General features: G+C 40.2%; 16 protein-coding genes and 3 tRNA genes. 12 read left to right on the forward strand and 7 right to left on the reverse strand.

Translation table 11 applies throughout. The features are described from left to right. Nucleotides 1–18: 18 nt before the first annotated feature. The 4 genes from ACRCA4_RS09355 to ACRCA4_RS09370 all read right to left on the reverse strand — a co-directional run bounded on the left by ACRCA4_RS09355 (nucleotide 19) and on the right by ACRCA4_RS09370 (nucleotide 7,725). The gene (locus ACRCA4_RS09355; protein ID WP_433187378.1) at nucleotides 19–3,099 is read right to left on the reverse strand and encodes an efflux RND transporter permease subunit; all 3,081 of its coding nucleotides are present in this window, start codon (nucleotides 3,097–3,099) and stop codon (nucleotides 19–21) included. A 1-nt stretch (nucleotide 3,100) separates the two neighbouring features. Continuing rightward, complete coding sequence (locus ACRCA4_RS09360) at nucleotides 3,101–4,228, reverse strand: efflux RND transporter periplasmic adaptor subunit (protein ID WP_433187381.1); 1,128 nt, start codon at nucleotides 4,226–4,228, stop codon at nucleotides 3,101–3,103. A 142-nt stretch (nucleotides 4,229–4,370) separates the two neighbouring features. After that, nucleotides 4,371–6,368 (reverse strand): excinuclease ABC subunit UvrB, encoded by a 1,998-nt coding sequence (gene uvrB / locus ACRCA4_RS09365; protein ID WP_433187384.1) that lies wholly within the window; start codon nucleotides 6,366–6,368, stop codon nucleotides 4,371–4,373. Next, complete coding sequence (locus ACRCA4_RS09370; RefSeq protein WP_433187387.1) at nucleotides 6,361–7,725, reverse strand: MATE family efflux transporter; 1,365 nt, start codon at nucleotides 7,723–7,725, stop codon at nucleotides 6,361–6,363. The genes uvrB and ACRCA4_RS09370 overlap by 8 nt, the downstream gene beginning before the upstream one ends. Before the next feature lie 541 nt (nucleotides 7,726–8,266). On the opposite strand from ACRCA4_RS09370, the gene ACRCA4_RS09375 reads away from it, so the two are divergent. From ACRCA4_RS09375 to gloA, 12 genes are all read left to right on the forward strand, one after another. Then, nucleotides 8,267–8,343, forward strand: a tRNA-Asn gene (locus ACRCA4_RS09375). A gap of 51 nt (nucleotides 8,344–8,394) precedes the next feature. Next, nucleotides 8,395–8,471: transfer RNA gene (locus ACRCA4_RS09380), tRNA-Asn, on the forward strand. Nucleotides 8,472–8,502: 31 nt separating this feature from the next. Further along, a tRNA-Asn gene (locus tag ACRCA4_RS09385) sits at nucleotides 8,503–8,579 on the forward strand. 181 nt (nucleotides 8,580–8,760) lie between these two features. Then, complete coding sequence (locus ACRCA4_RS09390) at nucleotides 8,761–10,689, forward strand: EAL domain-containing protein (RefSeq protein ID WP_433187390.1); 1,929 nt, start codon at nucleotides 8,761–8,763, stop codon at nucleotides 10,687–10,689. A gap of 110 nt (nucleotides 10,690–10,799) precedes the next feature. After that, a complete protein-coding gene (rsxA, locus tag ACRCA4_RS09395) occupies nucleotides 10,800–11,384 on the forward strand; it encodes an electron transport complex subunit RsxA (protein ID WP_433187393.1) in 585 nt (194 codons plus the stop codon). Continuing rightward, nucleotides 11,381–11,935 carry an electron transport complex subunit RsxB gene (rsxB, locus tag ACRCA4_RS09400; RefSeq protein WP_433187396.1) on the forward strand — a complete coding sequence of 185 codons (555 nt, stop codon included), beginning with the start codon at nucleotides 11,381–11,383 and terminating at the stop codon, nucleotides 11,933–11,935. The genes rsxA and rsxB overlap by 4 nt, the downstream gene beginning before the upstream one ends. Nucleotides 11,936–11,940: 5 nt before the next feature. Continuing rightward, entirely contained in the window at nucleotides 11,941–14,190 is a 2,250-nt protein-coding gene (gene rsxC, locus ACRCA4_RS09405) for an electron transport complex subunit RsxC (protein WP_433187399.1), read from the forward strand. Next, entirely contained in the window at nucleotides 14,187–15,257 is a 1,071-nt protein-coding gene (gene rsxD / locus ACRCA4_RS09410; RefSeq protein WP_433187402.1) for an electron transport complex subunit RsxD, read from the forward strand. The genes rsxC and rsxD overlap by 4 nt, the downstream gene beginning before the upstream one ends. Next, complete coding sequence (gene rsxG / locus ACRCA4_RS09415) at nucleotides 15,250–15,882, forward strand: electron transport complex subunit RsxG (protein ID WP_433187405.1); 633 nt, start codon at nucleotides 15,250–15,252, stop codon at nucleotides 15,880–15,882. Before rsxD ends, rsxG begins: the two co-directional genes overlap by 8 nt. Then, entirely contained in the window at nucleotides 15,879–16,571 is a 693-nt protein-coding gene (locus ACRCA4_RS09420) for an electron transport complex subunit E (protein ID WP_433187408.1), read from the forward strand. Before rsxG ends, ACRCA4_RS09420 begins: the two co-directional genes overlap by 4 nt. Before the next feature lie 14 nt (nucleotides 16,572–16,585). Continuing rightward, the gene (nth, locus tag ACRCA4_RS09425; protein WP_433187411.1) at nucleotides 16,586–17,221 is read left to right on the forward strand and encodes an endonuclease III; all 636 of its coding nucleotides are present in this window, start codon (nucleotides 16,586–16,588) and stop codon (nucleotides 17,219–17,221) included. Nucleotides 17,222–17,234: 13 nt separating this feature from the next. Continuing rightward, nucleotides 17,235–17,636: a lactoylglutathione lyase gene (gloA, locus tag ACRCA4_RS09430; protein ID WP_433187414.1), complete on the forward strand. Its 402-nt coding sequence runs from the start codon at nucleotides 17,235–17,237 to the stop codon at nucleotides 17,634–17,636. 81 nt (nucleotides 17,637–17,717) lie between these two features. Here the strand turns inward: gloA and ACRCA4_RS09435 are convergent, their stop codons facing one another. From ACRCA4_RS09435 to ACRCA4_RS09445, 3 genes are all read right to left on the reverse strand, one after another. Then, complete coding sequence (locus tag ACRCA4_RS09435; protein ID WP_433187416.1) at nucleotides 17,718–18,629, reverse strand: aspartoacylase; 912 nt, start codon at nucleotides 18,627–18,629, stop codon at nucleotides 17,718–17,720. A gap of 179 nt (nucleotides 18,630–18,808) precedes the next feature. Beyond that, entirely contained in the window at nucleotides 18,809–19,021 is a 213-nt protein-coding gene (locus ACRCA4_RS09440; RefSeq protein WP_433187419.1) for a bacterioferritin-associated ferredoxin, read from the reverse strand. Between the two features lie 180 nt (nucleotides 19,022–19,201). Next, complete coding sequence (locus tag ACRCA4_RS09445) at nucleotides 19,202–20,404, reverse strand: ABC transporter permease (protein ID WP_433187421.1); 1,203 nt, start codon at nucleotides 20,402–20,404, stop codon at nucleotides 19,202–19,204.

Genomic DNA, 20,404 nt, shown 5'->3' on the forward strand with positions numbered 1-20,404 from the left:
TAGCTATCCATTGTAATTTTAATTTGATGATAAGGCCTTTTTCGGTGTCGCTATTTTAAACACACTGCAATAAAGCACCGGTAAAAAGACTAAAGTTAATACTGTAGCAAAACCTAACCCAAACATAATAACGACCGCTAGGCTGGCAAAAAAATCATCACCCAGTAGAGGTAACATGCCTAATATAGTGGTAATAGCCGCCATAGACACCGGACGAACACGACTGACTGCGCTATCAAACACCGCTTGATACTCTGCTTTACCTTCCTCTAGCTCTAGCTTAATTTGCTCTACTAATACAATACAGTTTTTAACCAACATGCCAGAGAGACTTAAGAAACCCAATAAAGCCATAAAACCAAAAGGCACGCCAATAATAAGTAAGCCAAAACTAACACCTATTACCGCCAGTGGCACACAAGCCCATATTACAAAAGCACTGCGCATTGAATTAAACAGCAATACAGTAATAATAAACATCACTAAATAACCAAAGGGTAAGGAGCTAAATAAAGCAGATTGCGCTTTTTGTTGTGCTTCATACTCACCTCCCCAAGTTAAAAAATACCCTGTAGGTAAATCTATAGCTTCAATATCTGCTTTAACTCTAGCTAACAAGGCTGAAGCGGTGTCATCACTTAAGTTGTCGTGATCAGCCATTACGGTAATGGTACGTTTACGATCGCGGCGCTGAATTTGCGCATCTTCCCAAACTAAATCAAAGCCTGTAACCACTTGGGTAATAGGGACATAACGACGTAACTTATTGCTATAGACTTGTAGGTCATATAACGCATCTAAATTATCCCGCTCTGCCAAAGGTGAGCGAGTAATAATAGGCAGTAAATGAGTACCATCTCTGTATACGCCAACGGTTCGGCCAATCATGCTGCTTAGTAAAACTTCATCGACATCTTGTTTACTTACCCCGACTCTGCGAGCCATAGCCTCATTAAATTTAGGTCGGATTACTTTGCTACGCGCACGCCAATTGTCGTGAATATTAACTGCTTGACCATCTGCTTTTAAAATTGCTTTGGCCTTACTTGCTAATTGCCTTAATACATCGGGATCTGCGCCACTAAAACGCGCTTCAATTTTAGCTGGCGTTGACGGGCCAACCTCTAAACGCAATAATTTATGTTCAATATGTGGGTATTGCTGCTTGATATAAGCACGCGTTTGTTGCATTAAATCGGTCACTAAATCATGATTTTCAGCTCGAATAATAAGCTGACTATAGCTAGGAAATATTTTTTCAGGCTGATAAGTCAGCATAAATCGCTCCGCGCCTCTGCCTGTCGTGCTCGTAACAGACTCAACCCCTTCTACTGTCATTAAATGGCGCATAATCTCGTCGGTTTGCTCTGCGGCAAATACAATATCAGTCCCTTGCGGTTGCCATAAATCAACTAAATAAATCGGCGTATTAGAAGGTGGAAAAAATACCTGTTTTACTTTACCAAAGCCGACAACTGCAGCAATTAACAAGCAAATAGTCACGGTATACGTAATAACTCTATAGCGTAAAGCAGCGCTTAATACAGTTCGATATAGATTAAAAATCGCCCCTTGATATAAGGCTTCTGAGCGTTCACTATTAGTGTTATCAGACTTGGTTTCTTTAAATAATACACTGGCAAAAAAAGGAGTTAACGTAATAGCGGTTACCCAGCTTATCAGTAATGAAACTAACAATACCCAAAATAAACTACCGGCAAACTCACCACTGGCATCGCTTGATAAACCAATAGGAGCAAAGGCAGTTATAGCTATAATTGTCGCCCCTAATAAAGGCCACTGTGTTTGTTTTACTATTAATGCCGCAGCATCTGCTAATTTTAACCGACGCTGCATTCCTATGAGTATGCCCTCCGTAATAACAATGGCATTGTCAACCAGCATACCAAGCGCGATAATTAAGGCCCCTAATGACACCCGCTGTAATTCAATTTCCATTTGTTTCATAAAAATAAAAGTGCCTAATACTGTAAGCAGCAATATAACACCGATTAAAATGCCACTGCGTAAACCCATAAAAACCAATAAGACTACAATAACAATGGCAACGGCTTGGGCTAAATTCATAATAAAACCAGACACAGAATGCTCAACTTCATTCGGTTGGTTATAAATAGTATCAACATTAACGCCAACAGGTTTATTGTACTCTAGCTCGGCTAAACGCTGTTTAACGGCAGCGCCTGCTTCGACAACATTCACGCCACCGGTAAAGGCAATTCCTAATGACAATGCTGGCTTACCTGCGAATCTAACAATATGATTAGGCAGTTCACTATGCTCACGATACACTTTAGCGACATCACCTAAATAAATAAGCTCTTTTGAGTCAGGGCTACTGATAATAAGTGTTTCTAGTTCATCTACCGATTGAAACTCACCCGTTGGGTAGATACGTAAACGCTCGGTATCAACACGAATTGAACCGGCATTAGCCACCATATTTTGGCTTTGTAATAGTGCAGCAAACTGTTGCGGTGCAACACCTAGCGCTGTTAGCCTTGGTCTTGAAATCTCTACAATAACTTGCTCTTGTTGGATCCCGCCCACTGCCACTTTGGCTACACCAGGAACTAACACTAGCTCACGGCGCAAGAAATCGACATAATCGCGTAGCTCATCGTAGGCATAGCCGTCACCGGTAAAAGCGTACAAAATGCCAAAAACATCGCCAAAATCATCTTTGATCACAGGCTTTTTCACACCAGGCGATAAGCTAGGCGCTAAATCTGAAATTTTGTTACGTAACTCATCCCAAATTTGCTTTAACTCTTTCGCTCGATATTGGTCTTTCATTTCAACCATAATTTGCGATAAACCAGCTGAAGATACTGAGGTGACATGATTAACATAAGGCAACTGTTGAATAGCGTTTTCTAACGGGTAACTCACCTCTTCTTCCACTTGAGTTGGTGAAGCACCAGGGTAACTGGTAATAATCATGGCTTGTTTTAACGTAAACTGGGGATCTTCAAGCCGTCCTAAGCCCATATAAGCCAGAATACCACCTACTAATAAAATAGTGGAAAACAGCCAAGAGGCAGTACGAAATTGAATAAAATAACGGGCTATATTCATGTTACAGCCCTCTTTCACGTGTCCAAGGGCGAACCAGTTGGCCCTCCGAAAGCTGCTGAACACCGGCAGAAACAATAATATCGCCAACACTAATACCACTAGTAATAGCTACGCCTGCATTGGTTAACTCACCCACCGTGACGGCCCGCTTTATTACCATGCCTTGTTTGTCATCAAATATCCAAACATAACTTTGTTGCGTATTTAGATTTTCATCATCAGGCATAAAAATAGCCGTTGCTGGAATATACAGTGCATTATTACTAAACCGATTTACTTTGCTCATATCAACAATAACATTAGCCGTCATACCCGATAGCACATTAAACTCTTCTGGTGACTTCATGCTAAATACCACTTTAAAGCTATTAGTGCTAGGATCTGCTCGGCTATCCCATTCACGAATTTTGGCGCGATAACTGTATTCAGGGTGAGAATCAAAAATAACTTCCGGTTGATAGTCAACATCGTGGCGTACATTAGAAATAACATCTTCAGGCACTTGGATCACTACATCAACATGACCACGCACTTGCAACTCCATAATAGGCTGCTGAGCAGCAACGTTCTCATGGTTTTCAACCAATAACCGAGAAATTGTGCCAGCAAATGGGGCTTCTAAACGAGTGTAGCTCAGTGCTGTTTTAGCGGCACTGTAATCTGCTTTGGCCACTTGTAGCTGTGCCTTGGCTTCATCAAACTGCGATTGAGAAACCAGCTTTTGCTTCATTAACATTTGCGAGCGCTGAAATTGAGTTTGTGCTAATTCATAACGCGCACTGGCTTGATCTAAACGCAATTTAAAATCTGTATCATCCAGCCTTGCTAAAACCTCTCCTTGTTCAACATTATGGCTAGGCCTCCCTGTTAATTCAGTTAGTTTACCATTCACTCTAAAGGTTAAATTTGCTCGTTTTGTTGGCTCAACTACAGCGGGGAATTGACGTGCAGATGCGGTATGCCCATTACTGACATAAAACAATTTAACCGGCCGAACAATATCTTCAGCGGTTGTTACTTCTTTTGTATCACAGGCGGTAATAAACAAAACAGAAGCTATAAAGATAAATGCACCTGCCCCTTTTAAAATTACTAAACGAGCAAGCATTCTACTATTACTATTGTGCATAATTATTCCCTGAAATAACGACATAACCGTCTAAATTAACCAAGAAGTCTGACCAGATGCTTATTTTGCCTAATTATAAACATTTTGGCATGCTTTTTTGTTAAAGATTTTCATATAAATAAAGCCTTTATATAATTAAAGACTAAATTTCTAATAATGCTTGTTTTAATAACTGAACTTTATCTCGCGTTGCTGCAGCCTGTTCAAATTCAAGATCTTTAGCATGCTGCAACATCTTTTGCTCTAATTGCTGAATTTGCGCTTCAATTTGATAAGGCGTTTTACCTTTTACTAACTTTGTTTTTTCAGAAACTAAGGCAAAACCAGGCACAGGAGCTTGACCTAAATCCATTACATCACTGACCTTTCTAGTAATCGCTGTGGGTGATATGCCATGGAGTTGGTTAAATTGTTGTTGCTTTAAACGTCGTCTATCAGTTTCATCTATAGCCCGCTGCATAGAGCCGGTTATTTTATCAGCATATAAAATAGCCCGACCTTCTAAATTTCTAGCGGCACGACCTATTGTTTGAATTAAAGAACGCTCTGAACGTAAAAAGCCCTCTTTATCTGCATCTAAAATAGCAACCAAAGAAACCTCTGGGATATCAAGGCCTTCGCGTAACAAATTAATGCCAACTAAAACATCAAATACGCCTAAACGTAAGTCTCTAATAATTTCCATCCGTTCTACAGTATCAATATCCGAATGCAAATAGCGCACCCTAACATCATGCTCAGTCAAATAGTCTGTTAGTGCTTCAGACATCTTTTTAGTTAAAGTTGTCACTAATACTCGCTGTTTTTTAGCAGCTCTTATATATATTTCGGATAATAAATCATCTACCTGTGTTGCAACCGGCCTAATTTCAATTGGTGGGTCAATAAGCCCTGTTGGCCGCACAACTTGCTCTATCACTTCACCGGCCGATTGGGTTAGCTCGTATGCTGCAGGCGTTGCAGAAACATAAATTCTTTGTGGCGCTATAGCTTCAAACTCAGCAAATTTCAGTGGCCTGTTATCTAAGGCTGAAGGTAAGCGAAAACCATAATTAACAAGGTTCTCTTTACGAGCACGATCGCCTTTATACATAGCGCCAATTTGCGAGACAGTAACATGAGACTCATCGATAAACATTAAGCCATCGGCCGGAAAGTAGTCTAATAACGTTGGCGGCGGCTCACCGTTGGCTCGACCTGATAAATAGCGGGAGTAGTTTTCTATTCCTGAGCAAAACCCAAGTTCAATCATCATTTCTATATCAAATAAGGTACGCTGGCTTAAACGTTGCTCTTCAACTAGTTTATTATTCGCAAGCAGTTCATCACGTCGTTGCTGCAATTCAACTTTAATGTTTTCAACAGCATCTAATATTTTTTCACGGGGAGTAACATAGTGAGTTTTTGGGTAAATAGTATAGCGAGTAACGACCTTTTCTACCGACCCGGTTAAGGGATCAAACAAACTTATCCGTTCAATTTCTTCGTCAAATAACTCTATTCTAACGGCAATATCATCAGACTCTGCCGGAAAAACATCAATAACATCACCACGAACACGATAGGTGGCTCGTTGGAACTCAGTATCATTACGTTTATATTGAAGCTCAGCTAATCTGCGTAAAATAAAGCGTTGGTCAATAATATCCCCTTGCTTTAAATGCAATAGCATTTTCATATATGACGCTGGATCGCCTAAACCATATATTGCAGAAACAGACGCCACAATAACAACATCGCGCCGCTCCATCAGCGCCTTAGTTGCCGATAAACGCATTTGTTCTATATGCTCATTTATAGAGGCATCTTTTTCAATAAATGTATCTGTTGAAGGCACATAGGCTTCAGGTTGATAATAGTCATAGTAAGAAACAAAGTACTCTACAGCATTATTAGGGAAAAAATCTTTCATTTCACCATAGAGTTGAGCAGCAAGCGTTTTGTTATGAGCCATTATCAAAGTTGGTCGATTAACTTGCTGTATTACATTAGCCATAGTAAAGGTTTTACCAGAGCCTGTGACACCCAATAAGGTTTGATGTGCTAACCCTGACTCGAGTCCTGACACTAGCTGGGCAATAGCGCTAGGCTGATCACCCGCGGGCGAGTAATCAGATTTAAGTTCAAACTTTCTAGGCAACTTTTTCTCCTACTTTGACTGATTTATTAACGATAATATTAAACCAACGCCACGCGATACCAGCCGTACACACATTTGCTATTACACAGCCGGCAAATAAACCTATTACTCCAAACCAATAGCCCCCTAACCAAGCAAAGGGCACATAAAATACAAATAAGCGGATAATGCTCAACCAAAGTGCTTTAGCCGGTAAATGCAACGCATTAAAAGATGAATTAGTTAAAATAGTAATACCTTGTAAACCATATCCCAGCGGCACTATCCATATAAACAAGCAAATGATACGAATAACTTCAGACTCATCGCTAAATAACGTTGCCAAAGGCAGCGCTAACAACGCCATAATGAGATATATAATCAACTGCCATACTAAGACAAATTTTACACAAAGTTGGTAACCTTGCTGCACTCTATGCCAAAAACCAGCACCAAAATTTTGGCTAATAAAAGGCGGTAATGTCATTGATAAGGTTAAAATAACTAAACACGCGATACTTTCTAAACGAGCCCCGACACCAAAGCCTGCAACAGCATGAGCTCCATAGGTTGCTATAATTGCCGTTAATATAGCCATAGCTAAAGGCGTTAGCATATTAGCTCCTGCTGCTGGTAAACCTATACGCAATATCTTTTTACTAGCAGCAAAAAACAGGTTTAAATTAGGTAAATGAATATCAATTAAATTGCGCTTTTTCAGCACATATAGCATAGCGCAGCTGCCAACCAGCCAAGAGCATAAAGTTGCTATTGCAGCGCCTTGCATATGTAAGGCAGGAATAGGTCCCAGGCCAAATATTAAAATAGGATCTAGCACAGCATTGACTAAACCCGATGCCCCCATGATAAGGCTGGGTATCTTAGTATCCCCTGCAGCTCGCAGTACGGCATTACCTATCATCGGTATAGCCAGCAATACAGAGCCAAAAAACCACAAATCCATATAAGGTTGAATGTGAAAATATATTGCGTCTGTAGCACCTAGGGTTTTAAAGAGCAAAGGGCTTAAAAAGTAACCAAGACAAGACAATACTGCAACAGTACTACAAGAAATACACAAAGCAACAGCTGCATCAACACGCGCCTCGGCAGAATTTCCTTTACCTAAGGCTTTAGCAATAACAGCTGAGGTGCCAATACTTAGGCCTATTACTAAACTAATCAATGTAAAAGTAACAGGGAAGGTAAAACTAATTGCTGCCAGTGGCTCGGTACCCAGTAAACTTATAAAAAAAGTATCGACAATATTAAAAGTCATCAAGATTAGCGTTCCAAACAGCATAGGAACTGTCATGGTGATCATTGTTGCTTTTATATCGCCTTTTAATAGGCCATTTGGAGCTTTAACTGAATTCATAATCACGACTATTTAAAATAGGAAACCTATTGTAATGAAAAGCCTTAGCAGCGACCATGACTTTTCAAGTTTTAACTAACATAGCTGTTTTTAATGCGCTATTTTTAGCCAATACTGTAAAAACAGTTCACAATTCAAGCCTAATTAAAAAATAGCCATTAAGTTAAAACAACCGCTTTAATGCGACCAAAACAGAAACATGTAAGTCATTGTATCTTATACAAAAATATTTTTATCTCATTAAGCTTGACCTTCAACAAAGTCAATGAAAATACGCCTTTACCACTGTATACACACAGCAGTCCACAGAGTTATCCACAGAATCTGTGGGTAACCTTTGCTAAGGCAGGCGCCATATAGATTTGCACTGCCTGCATTAAAATTACAAACCTAGCTAACAACAAAAACGGCAAAACTTTGTTGCATTTTGCATCGCTTTGATTAAACATTGCGCAAGTGAATCGCTAGAATGAAAATCAGTAGCGCAAACAGTTGACAGGTTGTAATACGGGCATTAGTATTGCGCCCCGTTGAAAGATGTTCCCCAATAGCTCAGCTGGTTAGAGCGGCGGACTGTTAATCCGTAGGTCGTTGGTTCGAGTCCAACTTGGGGAGCCAACAAATTTCAATATTAATAATACCTAGTTATTATTAGAGTTTTAGTGTAATTCCCCAATAGCTCAGCTGGTTAGAGCGGCGGACTGTTAATCCGTAGGTCGTTGGTTCGAGTCCAACTTGGGGAGCCAGACTAAAATAGTAGTAAATACATTTCAATCTTCCCCAATAGCTCAGCTGGTTAGAGCGGCGGACTGTTAATCCGTAGGTCGTTGGTTCGAGTCCAACTTGGGGAGCCATTAACTTATCTCTTTCTTGTTTATAGCTGTATCTTGTTGCATCTGTCTAAAATAAACGGTATTGATCGTTAATTATTTTATTTATCAATAATTTTGGTTAAACTTTCTTCCTATTATTCCTGAAAATAACTATATTATATTACAGGACAAGGAAACTAGATTAATCTGGTGGTCATAGCTTATGCGAATATTAAGAACATTATTGTTAGGCCAATTGCTAGCTGCAATTTTATTAGCTGCTTTTTCTGTTATTATTTTAGTGAAATTTACTCAGCAACAAATGGCAGCTAATCAAAAAAATGCCCACGTTGTTATTGAGCAAATATTGAATCACCATTTAACCGGCGACGGTAAAATAATCAGCCGTCAATTAGAGCGAAGCTTTTCTTTAAACCATCTTCGTATTAGCCAAACTGATGGCGTTGTTTTACACGAGCAAAGCCAAACTATTAACCGCCCAGTATTAGCTGACACATTATTAGCTCTTTTTGGGACAGAATTTAAAAGACAAACGGTTAAAAATGATGAGCAAAATATCATTGTGAGTTATGAGTTAAATCAAGCCTCCCTACTAAAACAGTTTCAACAAGCCAGCCTTTTATTTATTTTTATGCCTCTTATTATTGGATGGCTACCTGCCCTAATTGGTACCGGCGGAATTAGCCGCAGTTATCGCAGAGCGACAACTGCTATTAATCAATTAATAGATAACTTTACTGATAATACTCAAACCACTGATGCTGACTGGAGTAAAATCCCATTAGAGCTCGTTAAAATTAAAGAGGGTTTAAAGAAGCTAGAAAGCCACACGCAAAGCCAATTTCAAAGCATGACTCTTAAAGCTGAAGATATAGCTGAACAAGCTTATAAAGACTCAGTAACAGGGCTGCCTAATCGAAACCGATTTTTACAGTTTTTCGAAGAAAATATATTTAAATCTAAAGATAATGAATTTGGTATTTTTGCAATTACCCGCTGCACTGAGCTACAAACGTTAAATCAATCTCGTGGCTATCAAGAGGGCGATAATTACATCCGTGAAGTTGCTGAAATTCTAAAAAAACAAATGGGCTCTTATATTGACCATAAAATATATCGACTTAATAGCTCAGACTTTGCCCTTTTGTTACCTAGAATAACGCCAAAAGAAGCCGAAAAATTTGCATTACAGTTACAAAGCCGTTTTAATGAATTTCAAAAGCTTGCCGATTTAGACTCTGTCGCTTATACCGGCATTGTTAGTTATGAATCAGGAAAGGAATTAGGTGATCTGCTTGCTATTGCTGACACGTCAATTAGCTTAGCCCAAACCAAACAAAGTAATGCTTGGCACTTCCAGAAAGACATTATAGGTTTAGAATTAAACCGCAGCAATGGTTATGGCAACCAAAATTGGCGCAATGTTATTGATGAAGTGCTAACAAATAACCGTATTAGTTTACTCGCGCAGTTAATCCAACCGGCTAACCGCTCATCAAGAACTTACTCTGAAATACTAGTGCGTTTTAAAACACAAGAAGATCAAATTTTACCTACCGCATCCTTTTTAGCTATGGCTGAGAAATTAGATAAAATTATTGAAATTGATCGCTTGATTATAGAAACAGCATTAAGTGAAATTAAGCAAAAGAATCTGCACGATCAATATTTTGGTATTAATTTGTCAGCGCGCAGCGTACATGATGACCAATTCAGTATCTGGCTAGAGCGTCGCTTATTAAAAGATGCCAATATCGCCTCTAAACTAGTTTTTGAAGTGACTGAATTTGGTATGCAGCAAAACTTTAAAACCAGTAAACGCTTTATAGATATGGTGCATCGCGCTGGCGCACGCATTACAGTAGAACGATTTGGAGTAGGTATTACTTCCTTTAAATTTTTCCGTGATCTTAAACCTGATTACGTAAAAATGGACGGCAGCTATACCCGTAGAATTAACGAAGATAAAAACAACCAATACTTTATGCGCTTAATGATAGATCTAGCCCATCGAATAGGTGTTGGTGTCTTTGCTGAAAACGTTGAAACTCAAGAAGAAAAACATATGTTAGAGTCGTTATTTATTGATGGTAACCAAGGCTACTACATCGGTAAACCTACACCGCTTTAATTTTATAGCGACTAATATTCTATTAGTCGCTAATCCCCTACTTTTTGTCTGGTTGTGTCTAATGCGGCTTAATAGCATAATATAGCCCTTATTTTAGCTTGGGTGGGCTTATGAGCGAGTTTTTACTGTTACTTGTTAGTACAGTGCTAGTAAATAATTTTGTTTTAGTAAAGTTTCTTGGTTTATGTCCTTTTATGGGTGTATCAAGCAAACTTGAAACCGCTATTGGCATGTCACTAGCAACGACCTTTGTACTTACCTTGGCCTCTTTGTGCAGTTATTTGGTTGATCACTATTTATTAGCACCTTTAGATTTACTGTATTTGCGTACTCTTAGTTTTATTTTGGTTATTGCCGTTGTAGTGCAGTTTACTGAAATGGTCGTACATAAAACTAGCCCAACCTTATATCGACTACTAGGTATATTTTTACCACTTATTACAACAAATTGTGCGGTTTTAGGTGTTGCACTGCTAAATGTAAATGCGCGACATGACTTTATTAATTCGGTTATTTATGGCTTTGGTGCCGCAGTTGGTTTTTCATTAGTGTTAATATTGTTTGCTGCTATGCGAGAGCGACTAGCCGCTGCAGATGTGCCTACACCATTTAAAGGTGCGGCTATTGCTATGATAACTGCAGGCCTTATGTCTCTTGCCTTTATGGGCTTTACTGGATTGGTAAAAGTAACATGAGTATTGTAACGGCATTAATTGCCATAGGCTTATTAGCCCTAGTATTTGGTGCTATTTTAGGTTTTGCTGCCATTAAATTTAAAGTTGACAGTGATCCCCTAGTTGATCAAATAGATGAAATTTTGCCGCAAACCCAATGCGGTCAGTGTGGCTATCCCGGCTGTAAGCCCTATGCAGAAGCCATTGCTAATGGCGATGATATTAATAAGTGTCCGCCAGGGGGTGAAGCCACTATCCGTAAGCTCGCAGAGCTTATGGGCGTTGAAGCTAAACCATTAAATGCCGCCCAAGAACCTGCAATTAAAAGTGTTGCCTATATACGTGAAGATGAATGTATCGGCTGCACAAAATGTATTCAAGCTTGTCCTGTAGATGCCATCTTAGGGGCCTCTAAGTTAATGCATACAGTAATTGTAGATGAATGTACCGGTTGTGATCTGTGTGTTGAGCCTTGTCCTGTAGATTGTATCGATATGATCCCCGTTGCTGAAACACCAGAGCGCTGGAAATGGGATTTAGAAGCAATACCTGTTCGCGTAGTGGAGTCTTAAGTACTATGCAAAGTTTATTTGAACAAATTCAAGCAGGTAAACTGTGGGATTTTCACGGTGGTGTTCACCCGCCAAGTAGAAAGCAGCAAACAAATGGCAAGCCAATTGCTCGTTTGCCAATACCCGCTCGACTATATATACCTTTACGACAACATATAGGTATAGCTGGGCAATTATTAGTAAAAGTAGGTGATTACGTCTTAAAAGGCCAGCCACTGACAGCTGCGGATAACGCAATGACAGTGCCGATACATGCCCCTACTTCTGGTGAAGTTATTAATATAGGCCCTCACAGTAGTGCTCACCCATCTGCTTTACCTGAAGTAACCTTAACACTAGCGCCAGATGGCAAAGATGAATGGCGTCCTAGACACCCCCTTAACTTTGCCACAGCAGATAATATAGAACTAGTAAATCGCATCCACGATAACGGCATTGCGGGTATGGGCGGTGCCGGCTTTCCTACCCACTTAAAGATTGGCTCAAGTAAACCAATTGATTATTTAATTATTAATGCCGTTGAGTGCGAGCCCTATATCACAGCTGATGACTTATTAATCCAAGAGGCCGCTACCACTATAGTTAAAGGCATAGATATTTTATGTCGGCTATTGCAACCGAAAGCGGTTTTAATTGCAATTGAAGATGACAAGCCGATATCTATAGCTGCCATGAGTGCCGCTTGTAATCAACGTGATAATTACTGGGTTAAAGCAATCCCAGCCAAATATCCTTCAGGTGGTGAAAAACAACTTATCCAAATTTTAACTGGCATGGAAGTCCCATCAGGACGTCGCCCTTTAGATATTGGTGTTGTTATGCAAAATGTTGGCACCACTTATGCCATTGCTAAAGCTGTATTAGATGATCACCCGCTTATTTCACGAATTGTCACTGTAACCGGTGAGACCTTAGCACAGCCACAAAACGTTTTAGCCTTACTAGGCACGCCTGTGGATGATTTACTTAGCTTTTGTGGTTTTAACCGACAAGCTAATCAACGCGCCATTATGGGTGGACCTATGATGGGGTTCACCTTGCCACGATTAGATATCCCCGTCATTAAAACCACTAACTGCATTATAGCGCCTACAACATCAGAGCTACCGGCAGCAGAACAAGAAATGGAATGTATCCGTTGTAGTGCCTGTGCCGATGCCTGCCCGGCCTCATTATTACCGCAGCAATTATATTGGTATAGTAAGGCTAAAGATGCCGAAAAATTAAAAGAATATAACTTATTCGACTGCATTGAATGCGGTGCCTGTGCCTATGTTTGCCCAAGTGAAATACCGCTTGTGCAATATTATCGCGTTGCCAAAGCTGAGCTAAAAGAGCAACAACAAGAGGCCATTAAGGCAGAACAAGCTAAAGCACGGTTTGAAGCCAGAAATGCCCGTTTAGAACGGGAAAAACTAGAGCGGCAACAACGCAATGAACAACTTGCCGCAGCAAGAGCAAAACAACAATCAGCTTCGGGCAAAGCTAGCGTAGTGGCTGATGCTTTAGCTAGAATAAAAGCAAAGTCGGCACAAAAACAAACGGATCCCACTCAACAAGATAAAGATGAGATTATTGCCCAAAGAGAGTTAAAAAAGCAGCAGGCTCGCCAATATCAACAAGCAAAAAAAGCGCAGGCTGAAAATACAGAGACAAGTCACGTGAATGCCTCAGGTTCAGCTACTGAAGCGGATCCTAAAAAAGCCGCTATTGCCGCCGCCGTTGCACGGGCTAAAGCGAAAAAGCAGCAAGATGCCGCTACATCAGCTGACACCACAGATGCAGCCGCTGAGGCTGATCCTAAAAAAGCCGCTATTGCCGCCGCTGTTGCACGGGCTAAAGCTAAAAAGCAGCAAGATTCCGCTGCATTAGCCGACACAAAAGATGCAGCAGCTGAGACTGATCCTAAAAAAGCCGCCATTGCCGCCGCCGTTGCACGGGCTAAAGCTAAAAAGCAGCAAGATTCCGCTGCATTAGCCGACACAAAAGATGCAGCAGCTGAGGCTGATCCTCGAAAAGCAGCCATTGCTGCTGCAGTGGCACGCGCTAAAGCAAAAAAGCAACAAGATGCAGCGAAAGCCGATGCAACGGACAATCCGCAAAATACAGATATGGCAATATCAGAAAACACCACCGCATCTCAAACGCCTGATAGCACAACTGAGGCACCTGCTGATGCCGATCCACGAAAAGCCGCTATTGCTGCGGCAGTCGCACGGGCTAAAGCCAAAAAACAAGCAGATAAACAATCATGAGTTTTAAAGTAGCTAGTTCTCCTCATCAACGTTTACAACGCAGTACAGCGCAAATAATGCGACTCGTTATACTGGCCTGCGTTCCAGGTATCGTTGTCCAAGCCTTTATGTTTGGCTATGGCATAATCATTCAATTAGCGCTAGCTATTGCCACGGCTTGGTGTAGCGAAGCGATTATTATGTTTTTGCGCAAAAAACCTATTTTGCCTCGCTTAGCTGACAATAGCGCCATGTTAACGGCTGTATTACTTGCAATTGCTATCCCATCTTATGCGCCTTGGTGGCTTATTATTATAGGTACTGCGTTTGCTATTATTATTGTTAAGCAGTTATACGGCGGCTTAGGTAATAATTTATTTAACCCTGCAATGGCAGCTTATGTTTTATTGCTCATCTCTTTTCCAGTACAAATGACTCAATGGCTTCCGCCTGCTTCGCTGCAAGTTTTTGCTCTTTCACCTATGGATGCAGTTTGCACTATATTTAACCAGTTTAGTTGTAGTGGCTTTAGCTTACAGCAATTACAATCTAGTGCTGATGGCATCACTATGGCCACGCCATTAGATAGCTTACGCACAGATTTAAGCCAAGGTATGACATTAACAGAAAGCTTGGAAAAGCCCATTTTTTACAGTTTTGCCGGCGCCGGTTGGTTATGGGTAAATCTAGCTTATTTAATCGGTGGCCTTGCATTAATACAACTTAAGGTTATTAGCTGGCGTATTCCGGCGGCTATATTAGTTAGTCTAAGTGTCTTTAGTGCTATCGGTAGCTTAGCAGCGCCAGATACCCTTGCCGGCCCGCTATTTCATCTATTTAGCGGCGGCACTATGCTAGCTGCTTTTTTTATAGCTACCGATCCCGTATCTGCTTCAACAACAAATACCGGTAGACTCTGGTATGGTGCACTTATTGGCTTAATTGTTTATTTAATTAGAACCTATGGTGGTTATCCTGATGCTTATGCATTTGCTGTACTGATTGCCAATATGGCTGTACCGCTCATAGATTACTATACCCGCCCTCGCACCTATGGGCATAAGCAACCGAGGCCTAAAAATGATTAAAGCAATTCAAAACAATGCTTTCTCTCTGGCTATAGTAGCTGCTGTATGTGTTGCTGTTTTAAGCATTGTTAACTTACTTACTGCACCTAAAATAGCTGAGCAAGCCTTAGCAAGTAAGTTAGCTGTATTAAAAGAGGTTTTACCCGGAATAAGCGTCGATCATGCGTTACTGTCAGATTGTCGCCAAGTTGAGTCCCTAGAGTTTTTAGGCCGTGAGCAAGCACAAAAAATTTACCGTTGGCGCCAAGATGGTGCTGTAGCAGTTTATTTAGTAGAAGCAACAGCGCCAGATGGTTATAGCGGTAATATTGATCTTATTGTTGCGGTTTCGCCTGATGCAACAGTGCTAGGCAGCCGTGTTGTTAGCCATCAAGAAACACCAGGCTTAGGTGACAAAGTTGAAGCAAGACGTTCAAATTGGATATTTAGCTTTGCTGACAAAGCCGTTACCCCCGATAATGCTTCTGCTTGGGCTGTACGCAAAGATGGTGGCCAATTTGATCAGTTTACTGGGGCCACTATTACCCCGCGCGCTGTAGTAGCTGCGGTTAGAAAAGCCGCACTTTATGTACTGCAACATCCAGAGCTTGCCGATTTACCGTCTAATTGCGAGGCGTCTCAATGAATGACTTTAAACAACTAAGCATAGATGGCTTGTGGAAAAACAACCCAGGCTTAGTCCAGTTATTAGGCTTATGTCCGTTACTTGCTGTTACCTCTACTATTACAAATGCACTTGGCTTAGGGGTTGCTACTCTTTTAGTTTTATTAGGCTCAAACGTTGCTGTTTCATTAGTGCGTAACCATGTTGCCTCGGAAATTCGTATCCCAGTTTTTGTGTTAATTATTGCCAGTTTAGTTACCGTAGTGCAATTACTGATGAACGCTTATACTTTTGGTTTATATCAATCATTAGGTATTTTTATTCCTTTAATTGTTACTAATTGCGCCATTATTGGCCGTGCTGAAGCCTTTGCTTCGAAAAATGCGGTATTACCCTCAGCCATAGATGGTTTTATGATGGGCTTGGGTTTTTTACTGGTTTTACTCATGCTTGGGGCTTTAAGAGAAATTTTAGGTCAAGGGACCTTATTTGACGGCGCCGATCTTTTATTAGGCGATTGGGCAACAGCACTGCGCATTGAGTTATTTAGTGTTGATAGCCACTTTTTATTAGCCATGCTTCCCCCTGGTGCCTTTATTGGTATGGGGTTGTTAATAGCGTTAAAAAATACGATTGATCATAAACTTCAGCAACGCGAAGAAACTGAAGCTAAAATTTCACGCGCCCGTGTCACAGGTGCTGCCCAATAATTTGATAAGAAGCCATGAATAAGCAAAAGCGTATAGAGATTTTAACCCGTTTACGTGATGCTAATCCTAACCCGACAACGGAATTAGAATATAGCTCACCCTTTGAATTATTAATTGCCGTACTGCTTTCTGCACAAGCTACTGATGTTGGTGTAAACAAAGCCACTAAGCATTTGTTTCCCATCGCCAGAACGCCACAAGCTATGCTGGATTTAGGCGTAGATGGTTTAAAAGAATATATTAAAACCATTGGTTTATTTAATACTAAAGCCGAAAACACCATTAAAACCTGCCGTATGCTGGTTGACTTACACCAAGGCCAAGTGCCAGAAGACAGAGCAGCATTAGAAGCCTTACCCGGTGTGGGCAGAAAAACGGCTAACGTAGTGCTAAACACAGCTTTTGGCTGGCCAACCATAGCGGTAGATACCCATATATTTAGAGTATCTAATCGAACAAAACTGGCTACAGGTAAAAATGTCGATGAAGTGGAGCAAAAACTATTAAAAGTGGTGCCCGCTGAATTTAAGTTAAATGTCCATCATTGGCTAATCTTGCATGGCCGCTATACCTGCGTGGCGCGTAAGCCGCGCTGTAATAGCTGCATTATCGAAGATCTTTGTGAATATAAAGATAAAACCGACTCTTAATTAGGAGCTTATTATGCGTATGTTACATACCATGCTACGCGTGGGAAATTTAGACAAGTCGATCGCTTTTTACACTGAGGTGTTAGGCATGCGCTTATTACGCCAATCAGACAATACAGAATACCGTTACACCCTAGCCTTTGTCGGCTATGGCGATGAGTCTGAGCACACGGTATTAGAGCTTACCTATAACTGGGATACCGACAGCTACGACTTAGGTAATGCCTATGGCCATATTGCGATAGAAGTAGACGATATTTATCAAGCTTGTGACAAAATCAGAGCTAAAGGCGGTGTTATAAGCCGTGAGCCAGGGCCAGTGAAAGGCGGTACAACTAAAATAGCCTTTGTTCGTGATCCTGATAATTACGCTATAGAGTTAATTGAGAAAAAAGACAGCTACGATACGCTGTAATGCTATAAGTAATTAAGGCTAACGCTAAGCTTACACATAGCAAATATGTCAATAGCAGGTGTTAGCCTTTATATGCCGTTTTTAGTCATCAGCTAAAGTAATAATAACCTTCTCATTTAACGACATAGCTAAGTTATTATCATAATAAGCCGCTTCATTAATAAAGGTTGGATAAACCGTAGTCTCGCCTTCATAATAAAGCACAGTACCATCAAATAAGGTAAAAAGTGGATCACCTGGATTAATGGGCTGATAATCATTATCTTGAATATGTTTATGCACCATACCTAAGCGCTCGCCTTGCTCATTCATGGGTAATTTAATACTGTGCAAATAGCGATATGCCTCTGTTTTTTTGGGTAATTTGGGCAAGGTATTTGTGTTGTACAGCTGGACAAAATCTAGAATATGCTGAGTCATTTGGTGCATTAGGTCTAAAATATCTTGGCGTAAAACCGATTGCGATTGCGGCCCCACTTCAACTAAAACGCCATAACGACCTAAAGTACACATTAGCGCATGATCTTGTGCAGCAATATGATCTTCATCACGGGAGATAATAGCCTCTGGCATCTGCATTTTAACGTAAGCGGCCATTTTATTATAAAACTCACCGGCTTGAGTTAAAATTAAACAAGCGCCCATATTACTGGTTGTGTTATGTAAATCTATTACCAAGTCTGTTCTAGCATTGCCTTTGGGCCCAAGCTGAGCGTTTAATACTTTAGCTCGGCTTTGTTCATAATTAGCTAAGGTCATATCCGCCAAATCAAGGCTTTTAAATTGGCGATTTAAATCACTGTGTAAATAACGTTTGTTAGCATAATGCGCTTCAGGATTAGCCCAAACTGTTTCAGTGTTAAAACTGGCACGTGTCATTAGGTCTGGCTGGGCTTGATAGCGTTTTATTAAATAAATACCTGAAAATTCATTACCATGCACGCCACCAACAATAGCCACTTGCTTAATGGTATCAAGCGTTTTTGAACTCATAAATACTCCTAGGGCTAATCTATGCTTAGCCTAAACAATAGCAGTATTATGACCATAAATGATAAAAAATAGAATAGAATAAATTGGAATTTTTATGCAGAATAAAAGAATATTAATTTAAATAAGATCGAAATTGTTATTAACCACAAACCAGCTGCAAACTGTATGTTTTACTAAGTTTACGCCGCTGGTGTAGCTAAATCTTCTGCTGCAGCATGATTATGCTCAGCCACTAACTCATTATGTAAAATCTGCGCTGCTTGGCAGCTACATTTACCACACTGGCTACCCACACCTAAACATAATTTTAGCTCACGCATAGTGCACAGTCCTTCTGCAACTTTTTGTTTAATTGCCTTATCTGTTACACCCTTACATAAACAAACGTACATACCACAGTTCCTAAGCTATTTGACAGCCTAATATTAATGCTATTGCGAACTATTATCAATAGCATTAGTGAATTTTTTTAAATTAATAGCCACCTGTTACATAAAAAAAAGGTAAATCCTAATAACAGATTTACCTTTTTGTTGTGCCAGTAAAGTTACGTTTAAATACGTAAGCTCATTTTATCTAAATAGCACTTTCTCTTGCTGGAACCAGTGCACACAAAAGCTAATTGCGATGCCTGCCAACAAGATAGTAGAGCCAAAGATTAAGGCTAATAAGCCGTAGTCCGCAGTCCCTTTAATCAGCTCTTTAATTGCTAAGGCAACATTCATAATCGGTACTAATGCCGTTTTAGTTGTTAATTCTACCCCTGGCATCATAGCGGCCACTAAGGGTAAAAAAATCATAATGGATAATGGGCTGATATAATTTTGAGCTTCTTTAAAAGTACGAGCATAAATAGAAATCGCCAGTAATAACGCGGCAAATACGGCGGAAATAGGTAATAATAATGAGAATATTAAAATTAACTCTGTAACAGCAATAGCCGACATCGCTTCTTGCACTATATCCATACCAGCGAAAGAGCCTATTACCGCACCCCAGATGCCAAAGCTAGCGACCGTTATTAATGCACCAACTAAGCCAGTAGTTAACACAGTAAAAAACTTACCTAAAACAATACTAACCCGACTTATAGGGCAAATAAGCAAGGTTTCTAACGTACCACGCTCTTTTTCACCCGCCCCCATATCTATAGCAGGATAAGAAGCACCTAATAAGCATAACGGAATAAGAATATAAGCAATAAGGGCACCAAACTTCTCACCTATATTTTCTCTTTTTGCTGCCGTGTCTTGCTTTTCAATGGCCACGGGCTTAATTATTGCGGCTAGTTTACTAGGATCAACCTTTAACTTAGTTAAACTTTCCCGTTGTAGTTTTTCATTATAATCAGCCACTAGCTGATCAAAATATTGATACATAAAATCAAATTGTGATGACTGGTTATAGATAATTTGCCATGTGGCCTGCTCTACTTGCTGACGCTTACTAGAAAAATCAGCAGGAATAACAATAGCGACATCATATTTATCATCACGAATAGCTTGAGCTAAAGCCTCTGCGTCAACTAAATCAGTTTCAACTTTCTTGAAGTTTTTATGGTAATAAAGTGACTCACTAAATTCTGCTGCTTGCTCAGGGTTAACAATGACATAACGATGCTCTGCTTTCATAGCAGTATTAGTCGTGCTTGATAATACTAAGCCCATAACGCCAAAAATAACGGGGAAAATAAATACTGGCAATAAAATAACAAAAATCAGTGTTTTTTTATCACGCATCAGTTCTGTCAGTTCTTTAAAATACACTTGCCACAT

The organism is Rheinheimera sp. WS51 (genome assembly GCF_050936095.1).
GTDB lineage: Bacteria > Pseudomonadota > Gammaproteobacteria > Enterobacterales > Alteromonadaceae > Alishewanella.